The organism is Methanobacterium bryantii, from assembly GCF_002287175.1.
Lineage (GTDB): Archaea > Methanobacteriota > Methanobacteria > Methanobacteriales > Methanobacteriaceae > Methanobacterium_D > Methanobacterium_D bryantii.
In genome coordinates this window covers 458,055-475,882 of the sequence record NZ_LMVM01000012.1, presented here as the reverse complement: position 1 = coordinate 475,882, position 17,828 = coordinate 458,055, and the positions used below count along the sequence as shown (strand labels likewise).

Annotated in this window: 21 protein-coding genes; 2 read left to right on the top strand and 19 right to left on the bottom strand. The window is 30.1% G+C overall.

The genetic code is table 11. The features are described 5' to 3' along the window. Nucleotides 1–52 precede the first annotated feature (52 nt). From ASJ80_RS07760 to ASJ80_RS07745, 7 genes are all read right to left on the bottom strand, one after another. Nucleotides 53–433: a CARDB domain-containing protein gene (locus ASJ80_RS07760; RefSeq protein ID WP_095652057.1), complete on the bottom strand. Its 381-nt coding sequence runs from the start codon at nt 431–433 to the stop codon at nt 53–55. Between the two features lie 267 nt (nt 434–700). Further along, a complete protein-coding gene (gene hjc, locus ASJ80_RS07755) occupies nt 701–1,108 on the bottom strand; it encodes a Holliday junction resolvase Hjc (RefSeq protein ID WP_069584884.1) in 408 nt (135 codons plus the stop codon). A gap of 134 nt (nt 1,109–1,242) precedes the next feature. After that, on the bottom strand, nt 1,243–1,365 hold the full coding sequence (locus tag ASJ80_RS17670; RefSeq protein ID WP_255360712.1) for a hypothetical protein: 123 nt from the start codon (nt 1,363–1,365) through the stop codon (nt 1,243–1,245). Between the two features lie 470 nt (nt 1,366–1,835). After that, entirely contained in the window at nt 1,836–1,964 is a 129-nt protein-coding gene (locus tag ASJ80_RS17665; RefSeq protein ID WP_255360711.1) for a hypothetical protein, read from the bottom strand. 245 nt (nt 1,965–2,209) lie between these two features. Next, nucleotides 2,210–2,431 carry a hypothetical protein gene (locus ASJ80_RS07750; RefSeq protein WP_069584882.1) on the bottom strand — a complete coding sequence of 74 codons (222 nt, stop codon included), beginning with the start codon at nt 2,429–2,431 and terminating at the stop codon, nt 2,210–2,212. Next, the gene (locus tag ASJ80_RS17030; RefSeq protein WP_176720308.1) at nt 2,428–2,586 is read right to left on the bottom strand and encodes a hypothetical protein; all 159 of its coding nucleotides are present in this window, start codon (nt 2,584–2,586) and stop codon (nt 2,428–2,430) included. The genes ASJ80_RS07750 and ASJ80_RS17030 overlap by 4 nt, the downstream gene beginning before the upstream one ends. Continuing rightward, complete coding sequence (locus ASJ80_RS07745) at nt 2,550–2,897, bottom strand: hypothetical protein (RefSeq protein ID WP_069584880.1); 348 nt, start codon at nt 2,895–2,897, stop codon at nt 2,550–2,552. The genes ASJ80_RS17030 and ASJ80_RS07745 overlap by 37 nt, the downstream gene beginning before the upstream one ends. Nucleotides 2,898–3,223: 326 nt before the next feature. On the opposite strand from ASJ80_RS07745, the gene ASJ80_RS07740 reads away from it, so the two are divergent. Further along, on the top strand, nt 3,224–4,354 hold the full coding sequence (locus ASJ80_RS07740; protein WP_069584878.1) for a phosphoadenosine phosphosulfate reductase domain-containing protein: 1,131 nt from the start codon (nt 3,224–3,226) through the stop codon (nt 4,352–4,354). Nucleotides 4,355–4,417: 63 nt separating this feature from the next. Here ASJ80_RS07740 and ASJ80_RS07735 read toward each other — a convergent pair whose 3' ends face one another. The 12 genes from ASJ80_RS07735 to ASJ80_RS07680 form a co-directional block, all read right to left on the bottom strand. Beyond that, nucleotides 4,418–4,735, bottom strand: a complete 318-nt coding sequence (locus tag ASJ80_RS07735) for a hypothetical protein (RefSeq protein ID WP_069584876.1) — start codon at nt 4,733–4,735, stop codon at nt 4,418–4,420. A gap of 27 nt (nt 4,736–4,762) precedes the next feature. Further along, nucleotides 4,763–5,158, bottom strand: coding sequence for a hypothetical protein (locus ASJ80_RS07730; RefSeq protein ID WP_069584874.1), 396 nt, complete (start codon nt 5,156–5,158; stop codon nt 4,763–4,765). A 322-nt stretch (nt 5,159–5,480) separates the two neighbouring features. Beyond that, the gene (locus tag ASJ80_RS07725; RefSeq protein WP_069584864.1) at nt 5,481–6,746 is read right to left on the bottom strand and encodes a CARDB domain-containing protein; all 1,266 of its coding nucleotides are present in this window, start codon (nt 6,744–6,746) and stop codon (nt 5,481–5,483) included. Beyond that, on the bottom strand, nt 6,743–7,765 hold the full coding sequence (locus ASJ80_RS07720; RefSeq protein WP_069584862.1) for a metal-dependent hydrolase: 1,023 nt from the start codon (nt 7,763–7,765) through the stop codon (nt 6,743–6,745). Before ASJ80_RS07720 ends, ASJ80_RS07725 begins: the two co-directional genes overlap by 4 nt. 14 nt (nt 7,766–7,779) lie before the next feature. Continuing rightward, nucleotides 7,780–8,403 (bottom strand): hypothetical protein, encoded by a 624-nt coding sequence (locus tag ASJ80_RS07715; RefSeq protein ID WP_069584860.1) that lies wholly within the window; start codon nt 8,401–8,403, stop codon nt 7,780–7,782. A gap of 1 nt (nt 8,404) precedes the next feature. Further along, nucleotides 8,405–8,833: a Holliday junction resolvase Hjc gene (gene hjc / locus ASJ80_RS07710; protein WP_069584857.1), complete on the bottom strand. Its 429-nt coding sequence runs from the start codon at nt 8,831–8,833 to the stop codon at nt 8,405–8,407. Continuing rightward, complete coding sequence (locus tag ASJ80_RS07705; protein WP_069584855.1) at nt 8,830–9,588, bottom strand: transglutaminase-like domain-containing protein; 759 nt, start codon at nt 9,586–9,588, stop codon at nt 8,830–8,832. Before ASJ80_RS07705 ends, hjc (ASJ80_RS07710) begins: the two co-directional genes overlap by 4 nt. 32 nt (nt 9,589–9,620) lie before the next feature. Next, nucleotides 9,621–10,193, bottom strand: a complete 573-nt coding sequence (locus ASJ80_RS07700; RefSeq protein ID WP_069584853.1) for a hypothetical protein — start codon at nt 10,191–10,193, stop codon at nt 9,621–9,623. 68 nt (nt 10,194–10,261) lie between these two features. Next, on the bottom strand, nt 10,262–11,086 hold the full coding sequence (locus tag ASJ80_RS07695; protein WP_048080195.1) for an outer membrane protein assembly factor BamB family protein: 825 nt from the start codon (nt 11,084–11,086) through the stop codon (nt 10,262–10,264). A 259-nt stretch (nt 11,087–11,345) separates the two neighbouring features. Beyond that, entirely contained in the window at nt 11,346–13,088 is a 1,743-nt protein-coding gene (locus tag ASJ80_RS07690; protein WP_069584850.1) for a DUF2341 domain-containing protein, read from the bottom strand. A 143-nt stretch (nt 13,089–13,231) separates the two neighbouring features. Next, complete coding sequence (locus tag ASJ80_RS07685) at nt 13,232–13,684, bottom strand: hypothetical protein (RefSeq protein ID WP_069584848.1); 453 nt, start codon at nt 13,682–13,684, stop codon at nt 13,232–13,234. A gap of 2,137 nt (nt 13,685–15,821) precedes the next feature. After that, a complete protein-coding gene (locus tag ASJ80_RS07680; protein WP_176720307.1) occupies nt 15,822–16,256 on the bottom strand; it encodes a response regulator in 435 nt (144 codons plus the stop codon). 532 nt (nt 16,257–16,788) lie between these two features. On the opposite strand from ASJ80_RS07680, the gene ASJ80_RS07675 reads away from it, so the two are divergent. Continuing rightward, on the top strand, nt 16,789–17,589 hold the full coding sequence (locus ASJ80_RS07675) for a sulfite exporter TauE/SafE family protein (protein WP_176720306.1): 801 nt from the start codon (nt 16,789–16,791) through the stop codon (nt 17,587–17,589). Nucleotides 17,590–17,828: the final 239 nt, after the last annotated feature.

Below are 17,828 nucleotides of genomic sequence, written 5' to 3'. Positions count from 1 at the left end.
TAAAATAATTAAAAAAAATAATTAAAAAAATATATCCCTGTATCTACAGGGCTTAACTCAAGTTTATGTTTATGGAATTAGAAAGTACGGAATGTTTAGCACCGCTAGTATCAGTGAAACTTACGCTAAATCCACCAATATAGAATGGGTTTGAAACTGTAGCATTAGCACCGAAATCCTCTTGAACTTCTTTATCAGTAGGTATATTTATCTGATGAGTGAATGTTCTGGTTTCTCCAGGATTTAAAGTTCCAACAGTTTGTTCAAAGTCCTGGCTGCTAATTTTCACATTAGCTACCTGTTCATTTCCATTATTTGTAATCTTATAAGTAATAGTTACATTATCACCTTTTTTAGCTGTTGTAGGTCCTGATTGAGCTGCTACTACATCAACTGCCTTAGCACTTGATGTATTTGATACATTCTGCTGCACAGTAGTGTTATTTTGTTGAGTAGTGTTATTTCCTGGTTGAGTACATCCTGAAACAAAAACTACAGCTGCTAAAACAACAATTATTAATGCTACTCCTATTTTCTTATTCGTTTAAACTCCTCCTATCAAGGTTATACGATATATGAATAATTATTAGTAAACTTATGAGCATATATAATTTACTCATTTAGCACTGTTTTTTAGAGATATAGACAACTCAAATTGGTTTATTTAAAAATAGAAAGAACTATTACAAAAATTAATTCATCAAAATTTGACCTGTTTATCTCTCCTGATTAATTCATCGAATTCCAGGCCCTTACTAAAAGCCAGATCTACATCAACCTTGTAATTTTCCCCACGGGTCTTAATAAGATCATGTAAATGCACAAAACGCCATTTTTTATTCTTAAATTTAGCTCCCAAATAAGGTTCTGCACCAAAAATCTCTGAAAATTCTTTTAAGCCAGTTATTTTTTCAGAGTTAATATAAATATGATCTGCAGAAGTTGATTTAACCTCAATTGCAAGATAAATTTTCCCGTTACCTGCAATAATATCTGGAAGTGGTTTTTTTGTTGCTCCTCCCGATGCTGGAGCCCTCATAGCTGCACAATCTGCATCCCATAGCATTTTAACTAATTCTCTTTCTACACGTGAACCCTTGTTGGCCATTTTCTCACTTCTATGTATCATTTATGCCTTTTTTTGACATAACTCCCAGCTGATTAGTAATAATGTAATTTCTTGATAAAATTATTTTGTTTAAGACTTGCTTAGTTCATTCTTAGAAGTTAAATATATTTAAACTACTCTGTTTTAACCCCATAGAAATCCAATAGTTTTTTTATTGATTTGAGATAATTTTCAGATGATTCTTTTTCCTTTTCATCATTGTAAAATTCTACAAGCGAATCAATGAATTTAGACATGTTTATACCCCTTTCAATTTAAGATTACAGTGTGTTACACATCTTGTTATACAAATTTACTAAATTTTACAAAACGTCATACATTTTGTTAAACATTTTGTTATACACATTTGACTGTTTTTTATTACTAAATTAATTTTCTTTATTTTTGTATTACTTTTTATATATTTATTATATACTATATTATTATAATATAATAAATAAGAGAAGAATAAATGAGAAAAAAAGCATTTTAAGTGTTCTTTATGCAAAAATAAAAGCAAATATGCCTTTTTATTTGATAAAGTTGATTTTAAGCATGATTGATTTTCGATGATTCTTTGGAATTTTGAAATGACTTTTGAATGATTTCCCAAGCACACACACTCATTTTTTACGTTTTTTATGTCATTGCTTTGAGAGAACAATATTCTATGATTGATCATGCAATACTGCTTTTTGTAGGCAATTACTTCTCTATTATTTTGCATTTACACTTTCACCTTTTCCAGATTACTGACTTTTTCAAATAGAACATTTGCTGGAATGTTATATTTATTTCCAATTAGCTCTATTTGTCCTATACTATCTCTTACAAGTTCAATGTCGATTATATTCATTTCTATTTTATTTTTTGACATTTTATCACCTAAGATAAATCATTTTTAATTAATTCGGTTTTATAGTCTCTAGAATGATATAACAAACATTCATATTCATTAAAAAATGTATCCATGAAGTTTATCATTTCTTCTCCTGAATTAAAGTTTTTGACTTGCATTTTTATCCTCTGCGTTCTCCGTTTTCTTTATAGCAGATTTTACATTTACAACATTCCTCATGGTTAAAAACACATTTCACATGATCACTCCCCAAAAATTAAGATTACTGGATTTTCTTCTTTTACTACAGTAGCGTTTTTTAAGTCATTAATATCTATATTAGCTCTTTTTAGTTCTTTTTGTTCACAATCTATACATAATTGGCACTTTTCGTTTATACTCCATTTCTTAACTCCACATTTTGGACATGCGTAATTACATTCTGTGCATATACCTTCTTGTGCTGCTAAACATTTTCTTATCATTCTAATTTCTCCAAAACCTTTTTAAGGTTGTAAAATGGTTCTTCACATGCCATACAGCTTTTACAATTTTCATTTACTTCTTTTACTCCTGCTCCACAGTGACATGGTTCACATTCTTTTATACATGTTGAAGCCCATTTGCAACTTCTAAGCATGTTTTACCTCTTTTTACAATTTTACTTAATTTAGGACTTCCTTTATTCTCTAAAATAGTGTTAGCTATGTTTTTTAGGCTTCCGTGTTCTTTTTCATAGTTTTTAATGTATTCATCGACTGTGTTTCTTACTAGTTCTCCCTGGTATTTTCCTTCTAAAAAACTAATTATAGTTAATTTAGAGTCCTGTACCCTGTCAAATCGTATTTGTTTTTTAAATATCTTGTTTTCTTTTTCTCTTTTGGTTCTATCCAGCTGTTCTACTGCTTTATTCAAATCTTTCAGGTTTGCTAGTCTTTTGAAATTATTCAACCTATCACCAATTTTTCTTTTTAAATACGTAGTGTCTTGAATGTCTTCAACGTACACAAAGTATTTAATGTATCCTATGGTAATAATGTATTAAATGTCTTTATAAAATGATTAAATAGAAAAATTTAAATAGAGGTTTCCTGTCTTCGTTATACCAAAATCTAGCGAAGTTCACCCTAATTTAGTCAAAAAGTTGTATTAAATCGTCTTTATGAAATTGAACAAAATAACAAGATTTTTGCAGGTCCAGACTTAATTTTTGTTACATTGTTTAGAATTTTTAGTGTGTTTTTCATGGGAATTTATGCAGCTGTAAAGGTGGTATTTTGAACATTGTTAATTTAGAAAAAGAAGCAATCGAATTTATTAAAGAAAGCTGTAATTTTGATGAAACAGTTGTTATGTTTTCAGGTGGTAAAGATAGTCTTGTAGCTATGGATTTAGCTAAAAAAGCAGGTTTAAATCATGCAGTATACATAAATTCTGAACTTGAATACACTATTTCCAGGCACTATGTTGAAAAAATGAAAAAATACTATTTTATTGAAGATCTTAAACCTGAAAATGATTTTTTTGAATTTTGTAATTTGCTTTCCCCTCCTTCAAAACGTCTTAAATGGTGCTGTAATGTTTTAAAACTAGTTACTTCCATGAAATACAGTATCAAAAATAAAAAATATTATCATATAACTGGTATAAGAGGTGATGAATCTTTAAGGCGTTCGAAATACGATAAAATTACAAGTGATCCTTTACTTTTTGCAAATCCTCGATATCATTTCTTTGAAGTTAATCCTGTTTTTGATTGGTCTGAAAAGGATATCTGGCGTTATATACGTCACAATAATCTTAAATTCAATCCATTATATCGTTATATTGACAGGGTAGGTTGCTGGTGTTGTCCTTTCTCTACAAAAAATGAATGGGATCTTGCCAGAGAGCTGGAGCCTGAAGGTTTTCAAAAATTTAAAAAAATCCTAAATGTCTATTCTGTCTCCAATGTCACTGCAGAATATAGGCGAAAATATATCAAAAATGGCTGGCGATCTTATGCTTTTAAATATTTGAAATTTCCTGTCATTAAAATGCATAATGTTAGTAATCACTATACTTTAAAAGGAGATAATATTCATTTACATAAACTTGAAAATTTACTGTTTATTTTAGCTTCCAACTATTCCATAAATAATAATGAACTTACTTTTACACTTGAAATGAACCTTCAAAATCAACAGATACGCTTATTACTTGAAAAGTGCCTCAATTGTGTTGGATGTGGTGTTTGTACTGTTTTATGTCCTGTTAATGCTTTATATCTCGATGATTCTAAGACAATTAACGTAAATAAAGATCTTTGTGTTGGCTGCCTTGCCTGTTGTAAACAAATAGATTCTAAATTGAAAATGGGTTGTATTGCTCGTAATTATAAAAAAGAACGTTTATCAATTGTTTTTTAAAAATAATGTATATGATAGACATACTCAATTAAATAAATAAAAAATTAGTTTAGGATATACATTTTAAGATCTTCTTGCATAATTTTCATTTAGACTTTGATTAGATGAACCAATTTCTTCTAAAATATTATCATAATATTTTTCAAATGTATCCTTCTGTTTATGGATATATTCCTCATTTTTCAATTCCATATCAGTAGGATTTAACTCTAAAATAACTAATATATCTTTACTTCCTTCAGTTTTGATATCAATGTAAGCCTTTTCATAATACTCTGATAATTTATCGTTAATTATACCTTTCCATTCTTTAGGGGACTCTTCATCTACAAAACACAGCTTAATAGGCTTTTCTCCCATTCTTCCATTATATTCTAACATTATTATCACATTAAATATTTAATTAATTTATTCTCTATAATGTTCAATATGGTCAAATAAACTGAATATAATTATAATGAACATTCCTATTATGGACCAGTGGTAATCATGAAGCTCTTTAGCCTCAGATTTCTCTAATTCTTTTCCTATATCATTAAGAGCTTGTATATAATAGTCTAATCTCATTTTTGTTTCGCCTTCTTCAGATTCATAAGGCAAAAGTTCCAGGGTCTTAGCTTTGATCATTAAAAAATCAGATACATCCTGCAGCGATTTTCCAATTTCTTTTAAACTTCCTTTTTTGATAACATTAGGATCCACCATGCCTTTTATAAATGAAGTACTTGCAGACGCTTCAAAATGATTTATCATATCTATAAATGATTCTTCAATCTTACTTAGATCTGGTTTATCCGTGGTCATGAATAATATTATTAGAAAAAATACTATTTAATATTTTATTACCATTCTTGGATAAGTTTAACATTGTTTTCCATAAAATGCTCATTTCAATTTTTTTAAGGACATTATTTCATGATCCATAGGTATGCGCAGCAGTTCCAATTCTTTTTAACTAAATTCTAGAAAATCAAAATTTCATTTTTACCAGGATATCTTAAAAATCAAAAACCTTGAATAAATTTAAAGTACTTGTTTTACACCTGCTGATTAATTTCAAAATAAAATTACCCTGGACAAATTAAAAATACTTGTTGCACCTGGAAAAAATAAAAAAATAATAAAATTAATATTGTTCTTTCCATGTCCATGATCTAAATCCTAAACTTTTAAAATCTGTGAAGCCTGAAATATTTGAACCTTTTATTTTGAACCCTATTTCTTGAATACTTCTGATTTTTTGACTTATACCGTACTGTCCATTACTTATTAAAATAGCTGGTTTTTCACTGTTTCCATATAACCCAGTTACATTATTAAATGTACCTTTTGGAGTTATAAACCATCCTGCTGTGTAGTATCCGCCTGTATTTCCTTTTACTATTAGCTCTATTACATTATTATGATGTACTGTGTAAGTTTTTGCGTTTGTTGTTGTATAAGTTTGATTTGATGTTACAACTCCCGAATAATCTTCTTGAATGTTTCTTGTTAAGCCTTCGGCTATGTCTGAATAATCCCAATATCCATAGTCTGGTTCTTCATCTGTATTGATCCAATCCATTTTAAATACTTGAATTGGCTCTTTAAATACGTTTTTACTTTCTAAATTCTGTCCGGTAACTGTTATTTCAATATATTCTAATCTGTTGTAGTATGTGTCTATATTAAAAGTGCATGATGTATCATTCCAGCTTGTTGGATGTCCTGAGTCTTGCTGATATTCTCCAAATGATTTTATTGTTACATTATCACGTAAATTTCCAGGTATTGATGCCGTTATATTCCAGATACTTATATCTCTTGTATTGTCAAAATTAATTTTACAATACATCCTTGTTATTCCTGTTTTTCCTGAAAGTGGAGAAGTATAATTTAATGTTGTTCCTGTCCATGTTGTGGGTGTGCCTGCTGTTTGATAGACTTCAGTTACTGTTTTATTGCTTGCAGATAACATTGCTTCTTTTAATGAAAATTTCCGGGCGTTATTAGTGAATTTTATTTCTTTAAATGCTTTATTTGAATTTACTACTGCGTAACCTTCTTTAAAGCTTCCATCTGTTTGATTTGACATTGAAAACCTTATTCGGGTTCCTTTTCCTGCATTTAAGGCCGGTACTTTTATTGTTTTCTTTAAATACTTGTTATCAAATGTTTTTATGTAAAAATCAAGGGTTGTATTTTTTGAAGCTCCAGAACCATAATTAGCTATTTCAACAGCATAACCCGGAACATATTTTGGATAAGTGCTAAATCCTTCATAATTGTTTGGTGAAACTTTTACAATGCTTAAATCTGGCGTATAAGCTGCGTTAGTTTCTGGAAAATTAAAAAAAGCGGTTATTAATAGAGTTAATACTATTATTCCCGCTATTCCTTGATACCTATTCATAATACCACCTTAATTAATGGTGCTATTGTGAAGAAAAAGAATCCTCCATCATCTTCACTGTCTGAATAATCTCCTGAATCATCCCAATAATCAGCGTCCGGGTTATATCCTGGGTCGTAACTATCTGGTATGTAATCTTGACTGTCGTCTTCCATTGTTATATTCTGTTCTATGTCATCTCCGCCTGCTGCACCTGTTAAATCATCGAATAAAGGGTCTAACATATCTAGTAAATCTTGATTATTGTCTGTTTCATTGTTAGTCTGATTAGTTTGATTTGTTGTATTCTGGTTGTTATTTGTGTTATTGTCTTGATTATCTGTTAACCAATCTATTAAACTGTATGTATCGTCGTTATTATCATTATTGTTTGTATTATCGGTTACTTTGTCTGTTGTTTTATCTACTGCGTTTGTTTTTGTATAAGGTGTATAATTTGAGCTTCCTGTTTTATAATTAGATGATTTAGTACCATTATTTTTTAAATTCCCTGTAATTTTATCTATGAAATCACTTAAAGCATTACTACTGTTTGTTTTTTTAAGAGTTGAATTATTTCCATCTGCTAAAATACCATATTCAGGCATTCCATAAACTACACCATATGCCAAGGGTACTAATAATAATAAAAGTACTAAACATAAGGCTTTTTCTTGTTTTCCACCTGTTTGAATTCTAGATTTTTCTTTTTTAGGCATTACCATTCTTGTTTTTTTGAAAGGGTATAGAAAAGCTACTCCTTTTTTTGTAATTGTATCTAACAGTATATGCCCTAGAAATCCACTTGCAAATGCTATTCCCATTTGTATATTAAATAAAAAACTCGCTATAACTGGAATTAACCAAATTATAGAATGTCCCCAGCTTCGATGTTCTCCTATTGCTCTTTCAATCAAATCAGGCATTATAGAGATCCATGCTGTGAACAATATCCCTGCTATTGTAAAAGGTTGATCTAATAACCAAACTAACAGGGCGTATAATAAAATTCCTAAAGTTATATGAGTATAATACCTCATGATAACCACCTGTTTTATTTTACAAAATATAAAATTGTTCTCGTGACCAAAATAGACATTATAACTGCTGTCATTACTTTATCACTTGAAATTAAGCTTAGTTTATATAAACAAAGAAAAATTAAAACTCCTATTATTAAAATGAATGGTATTGAAATGTTTATTTCTGCTCTGCTTTCTTCCTGTTCTTCTTTATTTATGAGTTTAAAAGTTTTATAAAATCCATAAGCTTCTTTTTTATGAGTTCCAAATGTAGAACCCACCATTATTATATATGGGTTTCCTGTTAAACTCATCCAATACTGAGCTGATGTTCTTGTTAACCTTTCGAAATGATTAAAAATAATAATTAACTTGTATTTACGGTTTCTTTTGTGTAAAAGTGCTTTTAGTTGGTCTTTTGTTTTTTTTGATAATTGTTCTTCTGATTCAATTTTTTTAATTTTTTCTATTTTTGAAACTTCTCTGATTATTTTAATCATTTTAGACTTAATAGGGTCTGTTTCGTTTATATAAACTGCTCTATATTTTTCTTTTATTAAATCTGCATACTCATACGTGTTTTTTTTCCAAATTAAGCTATTTTTTCCATTTTTAATATTTTCAAAAATCCTTTCTAAAATCTCTTCTTTTTCCATTTTAGATCAATTTTGTTTGTGATTCATTACTTATTAGCTCGTTAAAAGTTATTCCTTTTAATTCTGCAGTGTTATAATCTAAAGAAAACCCTTTAATCCCCACATTTAGATATTGAAGTTCTACAAATCGCCAATTTGACCTATTTAAAAATTTAGCTGCTATGTATGCTTTTGCCTTAAATCTCTGTGCAAATGTCCTTAATGTATAAACCTGCTTACTTCTAACTCTTATTAAACTTGTATGGCTTGTTTTCACTTCTAAAATTAATGTTTGTTCTCCGTCTGCTGCAAATATATCGGGGTTTGAAATTCCAGAGGCTACAAGCCTGCAAGCTGAGAAATCATTATCTTTAAACAATTTCACTAAATCTTGCTCATGCTTTATTCCCATTCTTTTTATTTGTTTGGGCGTCATAAGCTCTGATTTCATTGATAAACCTCTAATATTCCTGTTTTAATTCCTACTTTGTGATAAAAGGGTTTACATCCATAATGTTTTGTTATTAATGAAGGGTCAAATCTTATCCAATGTTCTGAATCAATTTTTACTTCTAAAGCTCTGTGGTTACTTGCTTCGCTTGTATGTAATTGTATAACTTTTAAATTGTATCCTTCATTGAGTAAAATCAATTTTGATAAATCTGTTAAACCCCAACAATCGCCTTTACCTGTACTAATTACGCCTTGGGCTGTTGTTGCAGAGCCTCTTTGATAATCAAAATTTTTTCTAATCCAGTTGGCTAATCTACATAAACCTTTAAATCCTTCTAAATTCTCTATTTCAGGGTCTATTGTGCTTATTTCTTCATTATTACAATATACTTTACAATTATTGATTTCTGCTTCTGTGTATCCTTCTATAACTGGGTGGTCTTGGTGCCATTGCCAATTATAATAGTCTATATTATCCTTTACTTCCTGAATTGATACATTATACTCGCTTGCCATTGCTTCGATTTCTTCATCTGGTAAAAGTAGTTCATCTCCGTATGGTGTATTATAGATGTCTATTTCTGTTTTTGCGTAAGCTCTGACATCTTTTAATTCATCGAAACTGTTTTGTTTATCTGCTTCATTCATTACTTTTTGTTCTTTTATGCCAGCGTGGCTGCTATTTCCTAAAAAATAGCCTCCAGTTATACTACATAAAAATACTACAAAAAGAAGAATAGTGATTTTTTTCATTGTATCACCTTAAAAAAGAAAAAAAAGATTTTTTAAAGTCCGCCAGTTGTGTCTTGGTCTTCTCCGCTGTCGCTTCCGTCATCGTCGTAATCATCAGCGTCTGGGTTATCTCCTGGGTCTTCAAGGGGATCCCAAGGTTCTTCTATTTGTTCATCTCCAGGGTCTACGGTTTCATCATCGTCATCGCTTTGATCATCATTCTGGTTGTTATCGTTCCCGTTATCATCGTCATCGTTTACATTATTGTTATTATTATTGTTTGCTGGTGGTTTGTGTGGTTTTACGGTTGGTTTAGTTGGGTGTGCTGGATGCTTTTTAATTACATTTAATGCCTGTGTTAATTCAGGTCCTTGATATTCACTACTAATGTCTTCAGTTCCTTGGTATCCTTTTTGGTCTTCTGTTAGCTCATCGGAACTTTTATTTAAATTATCCATCATTTCACTATCATTTAACTGATCTTGTGTTTGACTGGGTACAGATTGGGCTATTTGTGGGCCTTGAGGGGCTTGATTAGTACTTAACATTACTCCTGCACCAACCCCTATTACTGCAATGATAGCGACCATTGCTATTAATAAAGGTTTAGCTATTGGTAATTTCATTTATATCACCTTAATGTTTATTTAAATTCCCAAAAAAATAAAAAAAGGGGAGAATTTAAAATTTTTATTTAACTAAAGTATCTCTGGTTGTTTCCTTCGTTCAGTTCTGGCATTTTGTAGTAAGGGTCTACTATGACGTATCCTTTACTGAAAGCTCCGTTAATTACCACGTCTTTAGTTGATCCAGCGTTTACAGTTCCTCCGTTTAGGTGTATTGTTCTGTATGTACCGTCAGTTTTTCTTACAACAAATTTGACTAATAAGCTGTTTGCATTGGTTAAACCGATGTTTTCAATGGTTGCAGTGGTTTTGTCAGCCTGTTTGTTGATTGCTTTAACTCTGACATCTGGTAACATAATAGCGTTATAAGCTTGTACACCTGAAGCAGTTCCACCTATGTATAATCCACCAAATAACATTGGTTTTGCAGTTGTAGCTGCGTCTGTTATTGGTGTTGCGTTAGTTCCGTCTTCTCTGTTGAGTATAACGACTTTGTTATCATTTGAAACAATTACGTAAGCTCCTTTTACTAATATGTACTTAGGTGCCTGACCACTTCCTAAAGGATCAGTTGCTGTCCATTTAGTTGAGCCGTCAGCTTTGTTTAAAGCTAATACGTTGTTTCCTTCACCTAAAAAGACGTATTTACCAACTTTTAAACATGAACCATTGTCTGCTACTGCATGAGCTACAGTCCATATGCTTGAACCTGTTGGAGAGACACAATCTAAATTATTTCCTTCTGCGGCGTACATGTTGACACCGTCTGAGGTTATGTATTTAGGCTGTCCAGTTCCGCTGTTCCAAGCTTGTGTAAAAGCTGCAGCACTACCCATTGATGCTATTAAACAGATAACTAGGGCTATAAACAAACCTTGTCTTTTAATTTGCACACTTATCACCTCCAACTGTTTTTTTAAAAGACGTTTTATTCTGTACTAAGATGATAGGGTGTTACTTTGTCCTAACAAAACTCAAATTCCAAGATTCGCAGGTCATACGGAGTAAAATAAATCTAAAATCAATTACCTTAAATCAATTAAAAATACTTGTTTTGTACCTGTTGATTAGTTTTAAAGTAAAAATACCTGAATAAACTAAAAATACTTGTTAGCACCTGTTAAAAATTAAAAATTTTAAAAAAAAAGAGTTTTAAGTTTTTGAAATCCAGGATCCCCAGTTTCCCAAAGTTGGCTCAGGGTATATGTAATTTCTTGCAAGGATGTAATCTACGTATTGAGTTGCATAAGTTCCAGTTATTTCTATGTAATAAGGTCCGTTTGGGTCAAATCCTTCTATCTGTCCATTTATTAGTTCTCCGTTCTCATAACCTTTTACTATATGATTATAATATCCTATTCCCCGTATGCTTTCTGTTCCACCTAAGGAATTATAACCTATCATGTTGTAACCTGAACCATTAGCAACGTATAATACTGCGCTTGAGCTTGGAACTGTTCCATAGATAGCTATTAATTTACTGCTTAAATCTTTATCTGGTCCTATTCCTATCTGTGAATAGATTCCTGACATGTGACTTTTTGCTTCAAGGTATATTGGTGCGTTAAATGTGTTTTTAGAACATATTCCTTTTGAACTTGTACCTGATAATGTTAGAATACTATCGCTTATTGTTGGTGTTCCTGCTGTTATTTCCCATTTTGATGAGTTTAATTCTGTTCCTTCAAAGTGATCATATAATAAGTATGTGTTATCTGGATTTGACAAGCTTACTGCGTTTGCATTTCCTGAAAACATTGTTATATTTGTTCCTGAATTTCCTTTAATTACTGGTACTTTTACGTCAAAATATGCTTTATCACTGTCTATTTTAGATTTTAAAGTATAATTTAATACTTGATTTCCTGATACAAACCTTACATCATCAAAATTAGTTTTCATTTTCCCTGCTTCAAAATTGACTAATATCTTTGTTATTGTATAATCAATTAAATCGGTTGTTCCTGAATACTGTATATTTGCATTTGATTTATAATTAAATCCTTCAAGCCAAAATTCTTCCTCTGGTGTTGTTGTATTCTCTGACTGGTTATCTCCAGGGTTTGTATTATTTTGTTGATTGTATGTAAAATATTTCTGGTTATTATCTTCGTTTAGTTCTTTAATTGTATAATAAGGGTCTACATTCACATAACCAGCAGTTATATTTCCATAAAGTGGTGTGTCTCTTGATTGTCCTTCTTGAATATCTCCTAAATTCCTATGAAGTGTTTTTAAAGATCCATCAGATTTTCTATAAAAGAATTTTACTACTACGTTTTTTGCTGTGCTTAATCCTTTGTTCTCTATTGTTGCTGTAACCTTTCCAGATTCTAATTTAGTATTTTTAATGTATAAATCAGGTAATAAAATACTTTTATATGCTTGTATTCCTTCGCTTGTGCCTGTTAAATAAAGTCCTTGTGTTGAATAAGGTTTACATAATGTATTAGCTTCTATTACTTGTGTTTTGTTTTCTCCTGTTTCTCTATCAATAACTATTGCTTTATTATCATTTGAAGCTATTACATACCCTTGTTTTGCGAAAACATATTTAATTACTTGGTTTACTCCCAATGTTTCATAGTTTATCCATCTTTGAGAACCATCACTTAAATTTAAAGCTCTTAAATCGTTATCTGTTCCTATTAATGCGTATTTACTTAGTTTTATGGCTTGTCCATTATCATTAATTGTATAAGTTTTTGACCATTTTTGAGATCCGTCAGGATTTAAACATTTTAAGTTATCAGGTGTTGCAGCGTATATGTTAATTCCATCACTGCTTAATGATTTTATTTCACTGTTTCCAGAGTGCCAAACTTCTTGTATTGCCCCAACTGTAATTATAGAACTTGCTATTATACATAAAAGTAGAATTATTTTAATCTTCACCGTTTCACCTCCTGTTTATTTTTGATTAAATATTCAGGGGGATCATGGGTGTTGATTTGTCCTTACAAAAAATTTAAATAAAAATAGAATTCATAATAAATGATGGTGCAATGTTCATGTTGCACCAATTATACCCTAAAAAATTATCCTATTATTACAGTTCTGGGTGCTGGACTCATTTTTTTAAGCTCTTTTTCGACTTCTGATAACGTATTGTTTAGTCTGTGGTGTTTTTGCCTTAGTTCCTCATCCTTGAACCCGTTTACTTTCATATAGACCTTATTCTGATTTATTATTTTGTTTATTTGTTCTTCTATGGCTCTTTTTTTTAGTTTTAGTGTGTTATATTTGTTATTAAAGAAATTTCCGTGACTGGTTCGGCGTTTTTCTTCTATTTCGTAAAGTATGCAGGCTCTGATGTGATAACATTTTTCAAATCTAAACTGATGGTCTTCGCAAGGACAGATCCAATAACCCGCTATTTTTTTAACTGTGTGTACTCTTCTGCTTCCCTGTACTTCGTACTTGTCTTTACCTATTTTTTTCACTCCACCATTTTTAAAAAGTCTTTCGGCTTTTATATCTCTTTTGTTCATGTTTTCACCAATTATACCTTTTTAGAGTATTCCTACTCTGTTTAATATTATGTAAGTTCTTACTTATATATTTAACTCTTTTTATGTCCTCCGTTACGCTTATATACTTGTTTGATCCTTTCTTTGTTCTCATTGGGTAAGTTTATGCCCCATTACGTAGAATGAACCCTTTTTGTTTAGAATTCGTTTATGGCTTCATTAATGAAATCGTTAATTATCCGATATTTACAAAAAAAAATTTAAGTTCTCATCGGTATAAGCCTACGCCCCATCTTATAATTTTTCTAAAGGTCATTTGCAATATTATTAACCCCGTAAGGGGTTAATATTATGCTTAATGAGCTTTTTTTATAAAGATGGGGTGTGTGTTCCGATGGAACTTTTTTAAAAGGTAAATATCATTTATTTACTCTATTAATTGGTTCATTTGGATTTCATAAAAAAATATTCCTGTTTAACTGCTAACGGAGATAAAAAATAGCTCTTAGGGGATATATTAACATTTATATTTATTAAACAGATTGCAATTTTTAAAAAAGACTTTCTTACCTTTTTATTAAAGAATAAGTTATCTATCAAACACCTTGAATTTATTTTTTTTATCAACTTACTTGAATTGGTCTTAAATACTTGTGTACCTGCTATTTAACCCTTTTTTAAAGATAAAACGTTATTACAATAAAACTACCTTAATTATATGTCAGGTCCCGTGGTAAAATTAATAAATTCTTATCCTCCTACATCTTTTATTATGGTTTTTTTAAAGAATCAACTCTATTTTTTTCTTATAGAATAGGCTCTTTTTTCTCATTAAACCATTAATTATCTTTCTCATACGTCTTTATTACTGTTTAACTGCTAACGAAGATAAAAAGAGACTTCTCAGAGAATATTTAAAATTTTTTATAAACAATAAATTTGAAATTATTAGAAAAACACACTTTTTTTATTTTTATAGATGAGCTTATTTTTTTATTTAAACCTTAAAGTACTTTTCTTATACTTTTATATTACTGTTTAACTGCTAACGGAGATAAAAAAGAGATTTTAGAGATTTTATTATTTTCATTATTACTACATCTGAAAATCATAATTTCAAAAAATAGACCTTTCATCAAATTTTAAAAAACTTCGCTCTGTTCTTCTTTTTTAATTTAAAGAAAATTCTCACGTTCTTTAAAAATATTTTATTTTATATCTATTTAAATCTAAAAATAACTTCCATAATACTTTACTTTTATCAGCACATAAATTTTATTTTTCTTTTAACTTAGACACTTATAGATTATTCTTTAATAGCTTAATCAAGTATTCCCCATACGTTCACAAATTTTTAAATTTTTATTGATATTTTCCTTTATTTTCTAAATTAAATTTTTATTTTTCCTTAAAAAATTTCTTACTATCAGGACACTCTACTAAATTAAACATAACTTTCATTTAAATGGGTTCTTCTCTATTTAACTGTTTCTGATGCTTCACATAAGCAATTTAATGAATGAATTATTATTTTTACAAAAGAAGGATTCTCAGGGCTTCTTTTAAACTTGATTATTCAAAAGTTTATCATATACTATAAAACCCCCACCCGATATGGCGGAACCCATGAGTGGATATGTGTAATTGACTAACTTTATTCAACCCTTCAATTTCACAACTGATCCATTCCAAAATTCATACTCCTAACTATTAGGAACCAATTCAATAATTTTTTTAAACAATCCCAATTTAAAATTAAATACACTGAACTTTTTCACAGTACTTGTTCGGCACCTGCTGTTTAATTTCAAAATAATTTTACTTGAACCCATTCCAAGTACTTGTTTGCACCTGAAATTAATTCCAAAATTCTGCAAGGGGCTATAGTACTACCATTTTTCATACAATCAATTCAAATTACTGTACTGGAACAAACTTAAATTTTTAAAATGAGAATTTAAATTTTAAACATTGGCTTAGGGACACTTTTTATAAGGTATCGTGAGTTTAAAGTGTCCCTAAACAGTAGGTGCTTTATTTTTGAGTGGTCTAACACCTGAGGCATATCCTATGATCTATAAAATACGCTATACTGTTCTATTAAGTTCTAATTATTTAAATTAAACGGTTTATTATGTGATTATAGTCACATTAACCCTTATTTAGGTAACTTTGCGCTGTTAAACCAGAAATCCTTAAAAATGAGTATATATTTTTCAAACATGTCAAAATCAGGGGGTTTTATTATATATGCATTTGCATGGTGCCCATATGATTCAATTATATCATTATCATCATCAGAACTAGTTAAAACGATTACCGGAATACATTTTAATATATCATCCGTTTTAATCTCTTTAAGCACTTCACTACCATTTTTCTTAGGTAAATTCAAGTCTAATAAAATTAAAGACGGTTTTACACAATCATAATACTTACCTTTTTTATGTAGATAGTTCATAGCTTCAATACCATCATTAACTATGTTAAAATTAACATTCCATTCTTTAACATCGATTATTTTTGATATCAAACCTACTTCATCAGAATTATCTTCTATTAACAATATATCAATGATATCGGGTTGATCCATATAATCACTTATTTATTAATATTATTAATCATAGTATTTAAACTACATAAAACTATTTCTATTTAAATCAAGGTATTTGGTTCTGCTAGGGGCTACAGCTACAGAAGCAATTTGATTTCTATCTTCTTCCTTAAACTTGGGGCATTCTGGGGCGAAGCCCCTTATCGGAGGTGGGTGGGGGTGTGAGGGATGGTTTTAGATATGCGAACTTCGTCATATGCCTGTATATTACGATAATCAGGCTCCTCGAAGGGAAGTTGTCTTCGTAATATACGCGTATGACGCCAGTTTACTGGTTTAAAGTTCGCAGCTTACTAAAAAGAATAAGTAATGCCTGTTTTTCACAAAATTTTTTATTTTGTGGTATTTTTATAATTCCATACACGCGCCCCTAGCCCTTTAAAGAGCCCATTTGGTTTGATTTCGTAAAAAAGAAGCCATTAATAGAATTCATTTGTGGTCTCTTTAAGGTATATATTGCATGTCGTATAAATTCAGAAAAGTAAATTAATTTTTTCTATAGGTTATGAAAATGAAAGATAAAAAAACGTCTCTTTTAGCATTTGCTATAGGTGGACCTATCGGCTGTTTAGGTGGATTAATAGGTTTAGGTGGAGCTGAATTTAGGCTTCCTTTCCTGTTAAAAACATTTAGTAAACCTGCTAAAAAAGCAGTGGCACTAAATATGCTAATAAGTTTAATCACAGTTGTATCGGCAATATATTTTAGAATGAATAATTTCGATATCTCTATTATCGTACCTCAAGTACTGTTAATGATTGCAATCATTGTAGGCTCTACTACAGGTGCTTACTTTGGAATAGGAATGTTAACTAAAATATCCGATACTTTGTTTAAAAAAGTACTGTTAGTATTGCTTTTAATCATGGGATTACTCCTTATTAGTGAAAGCTTTATCACCTTCGGCTCAATGGGAATAATGTTCGGCAGCTTATATATAGAGCTAATTGTAGCTGTATTCTGTGGAGTACTTATCGGAATCATCAGTAGTCTCTTAGGGGTTGCTGGTGGAGAAATTATAATTCCAATATTAATTCTACTCTTCGGAATAGATGTTAAATTAGCTGGAACAATGAGTCTAATCATCAGTTTACCTACAATGCTTGTTGGAATTACAAGACATACCAAAAATAAAATGTATACTAACAGGTCCGAACTCAGCTCTTTAGTCCTGCCAATGGGTATAGCTTCTATAATCGGTGCTTCAATAGGTGCATTCTTAGTCATATACGCCCCATCACAACTATTAAAAATCATATTAGGCGCGTTACTAATATTCACATCTATTAAAATACTCACCGAAAAAGACTAATATCCAATCAAAACTACTATTTTTTTTCTTTTTTATTTTAAACCTGCAAAATTTCCTAAAATATTTCCAGATCCCTGGAATCGTTAAAGAACTCATTTGATTTGATTTCATAAAAAAGAAGCCAACAATAGAATTCATTAATGATCTCTTTTATTGAATTCGTTTAATTTTTGTGGTATTTTTACAATCAAATTCATGAAATTTTTCTGAATGATTAAGACGTTTAAGCTATTGACTAC

What these genes read in the sequence shown, in the direction of transcription:
- ASJ80_RS07700 (WP_069584853.1), bottom strand. Translation starts at nt 10,193, where the DNA reads ATGAAATTACCAATAGCTAAACCTTTATTAATAGCAATGGTCGCTATC.
- ASJ80_RS17030 (WP_176720308.1), bottom strand. Translation starts at nt 2,586, where the DNA reads ATGCTTAGAAGTTGCAAATGGGCTTCAACATGTATAAAAGAATGTGAA.
- ASJ80_RS17665 (WP_255360711.1), bottom strand. Translation starts at nt 1,964, where the DNA reads ATGAATATAATCGACATTGAACTTGTAAGAGATAGTATAGGACAAATA.
- ASJ80_RS07730 (WP_069584874.1), bottom strand. Translation starts at nt 5,158, where the DNA reads ATGACCACGGATAAACCAGATCTAAGTAAGATTGAAGAATCATTTATA.
- ASJ80_RS07725 (WP_069584864.1), bottom strand. Translation starts at nt 6,746, where the DNA reads ATGAATAGGTATCAAGGAATAGCGGGAATAATAGTATTAACTCTATTA.
- ASJ80_RS07680 (WP_176720307.1), bottom strand. Translation starts at nt 16,256, where the DNA reads ATGGATCAACCCGATATCATTGATATATTGTTAATAGAAGATAATTCT.
- ASJ80_RS07720 (WP_069584862.1), bottom strand. Translation starts at nt 7,765, where the DNA reads ATGAGGTATTATACTCATATAACTTTAGGAATTTTATTATACGCCCTG.
- ASJ80_RS07715 (WP_069584860.1), bottom strand. Translation starts at nt 8,403, where the DNA reads ATGGAAAAAGAAGAGATTTTAGAAAGGATTTTTGAAAATATTAAAAAT.
- ASJ80_RS07685 (WP_069584848.1), bottom strand. Translation starts at nt 13,684, where the DNA reads ATGAACAAAAGAGATATAAAAGCCGAAAGACTTTTTAAAAATGGTGGA.
- ASJ80_RS07705 (WP_069584855.1), bottom strand. Translation starts at nt 9,588, where the DNA reads ATGAAAAAAATCACTATTCTTCTTTTTGTAGTATTTTTATGTAGTATA.
- ASJ80_RS07750 (WP_069584882.1), bottom strand. Translation starts at nt 2,431, where the DNA reads ATGATAAGAAAATGTTTAGCAGCACAAGAAGGTATATGCACAGAATGT.
- hjc (WP_069584857.1), bottom strand. Translation starts at nt 8,833, where the DNA reads ATGAAATCAGAGCTTATGACGCCCAAACAAATAAAAAGAATGGGAATA.
- ASJ80_RS07735 (WP_069584876.1), bottom strand. Translation starts at nt 4,735, where the DNA reads ATGTTAGAATATAATGGAAGAATGGGAGAAAAGCCTATTAAGCTGTGT.
- ASJ80_RS17670 (WP_255360712.1), bottom strand. Translation starts at nt 1,365, where the DNA reads ATGTCTAAATTCATTGATTCGCTTGTAGAATTTTACAATGATGAAAAG.
- hjc (WP_069584884.1), bottom strand. Translation starts at nt 1,108, where the DNA reads ATGGCCAACAAGGGTTCACGTGTAGAAAGAGAATTAGTTAAAATGCTA.
- ASJ80_RS07675 (WP_176720306.1), top strand. Translation starts at nt 16,789, where the DNA reads ATGAAAGATAAAAAAACGTCTCTTTTAGCATTTGCTATAGGTGGACCT.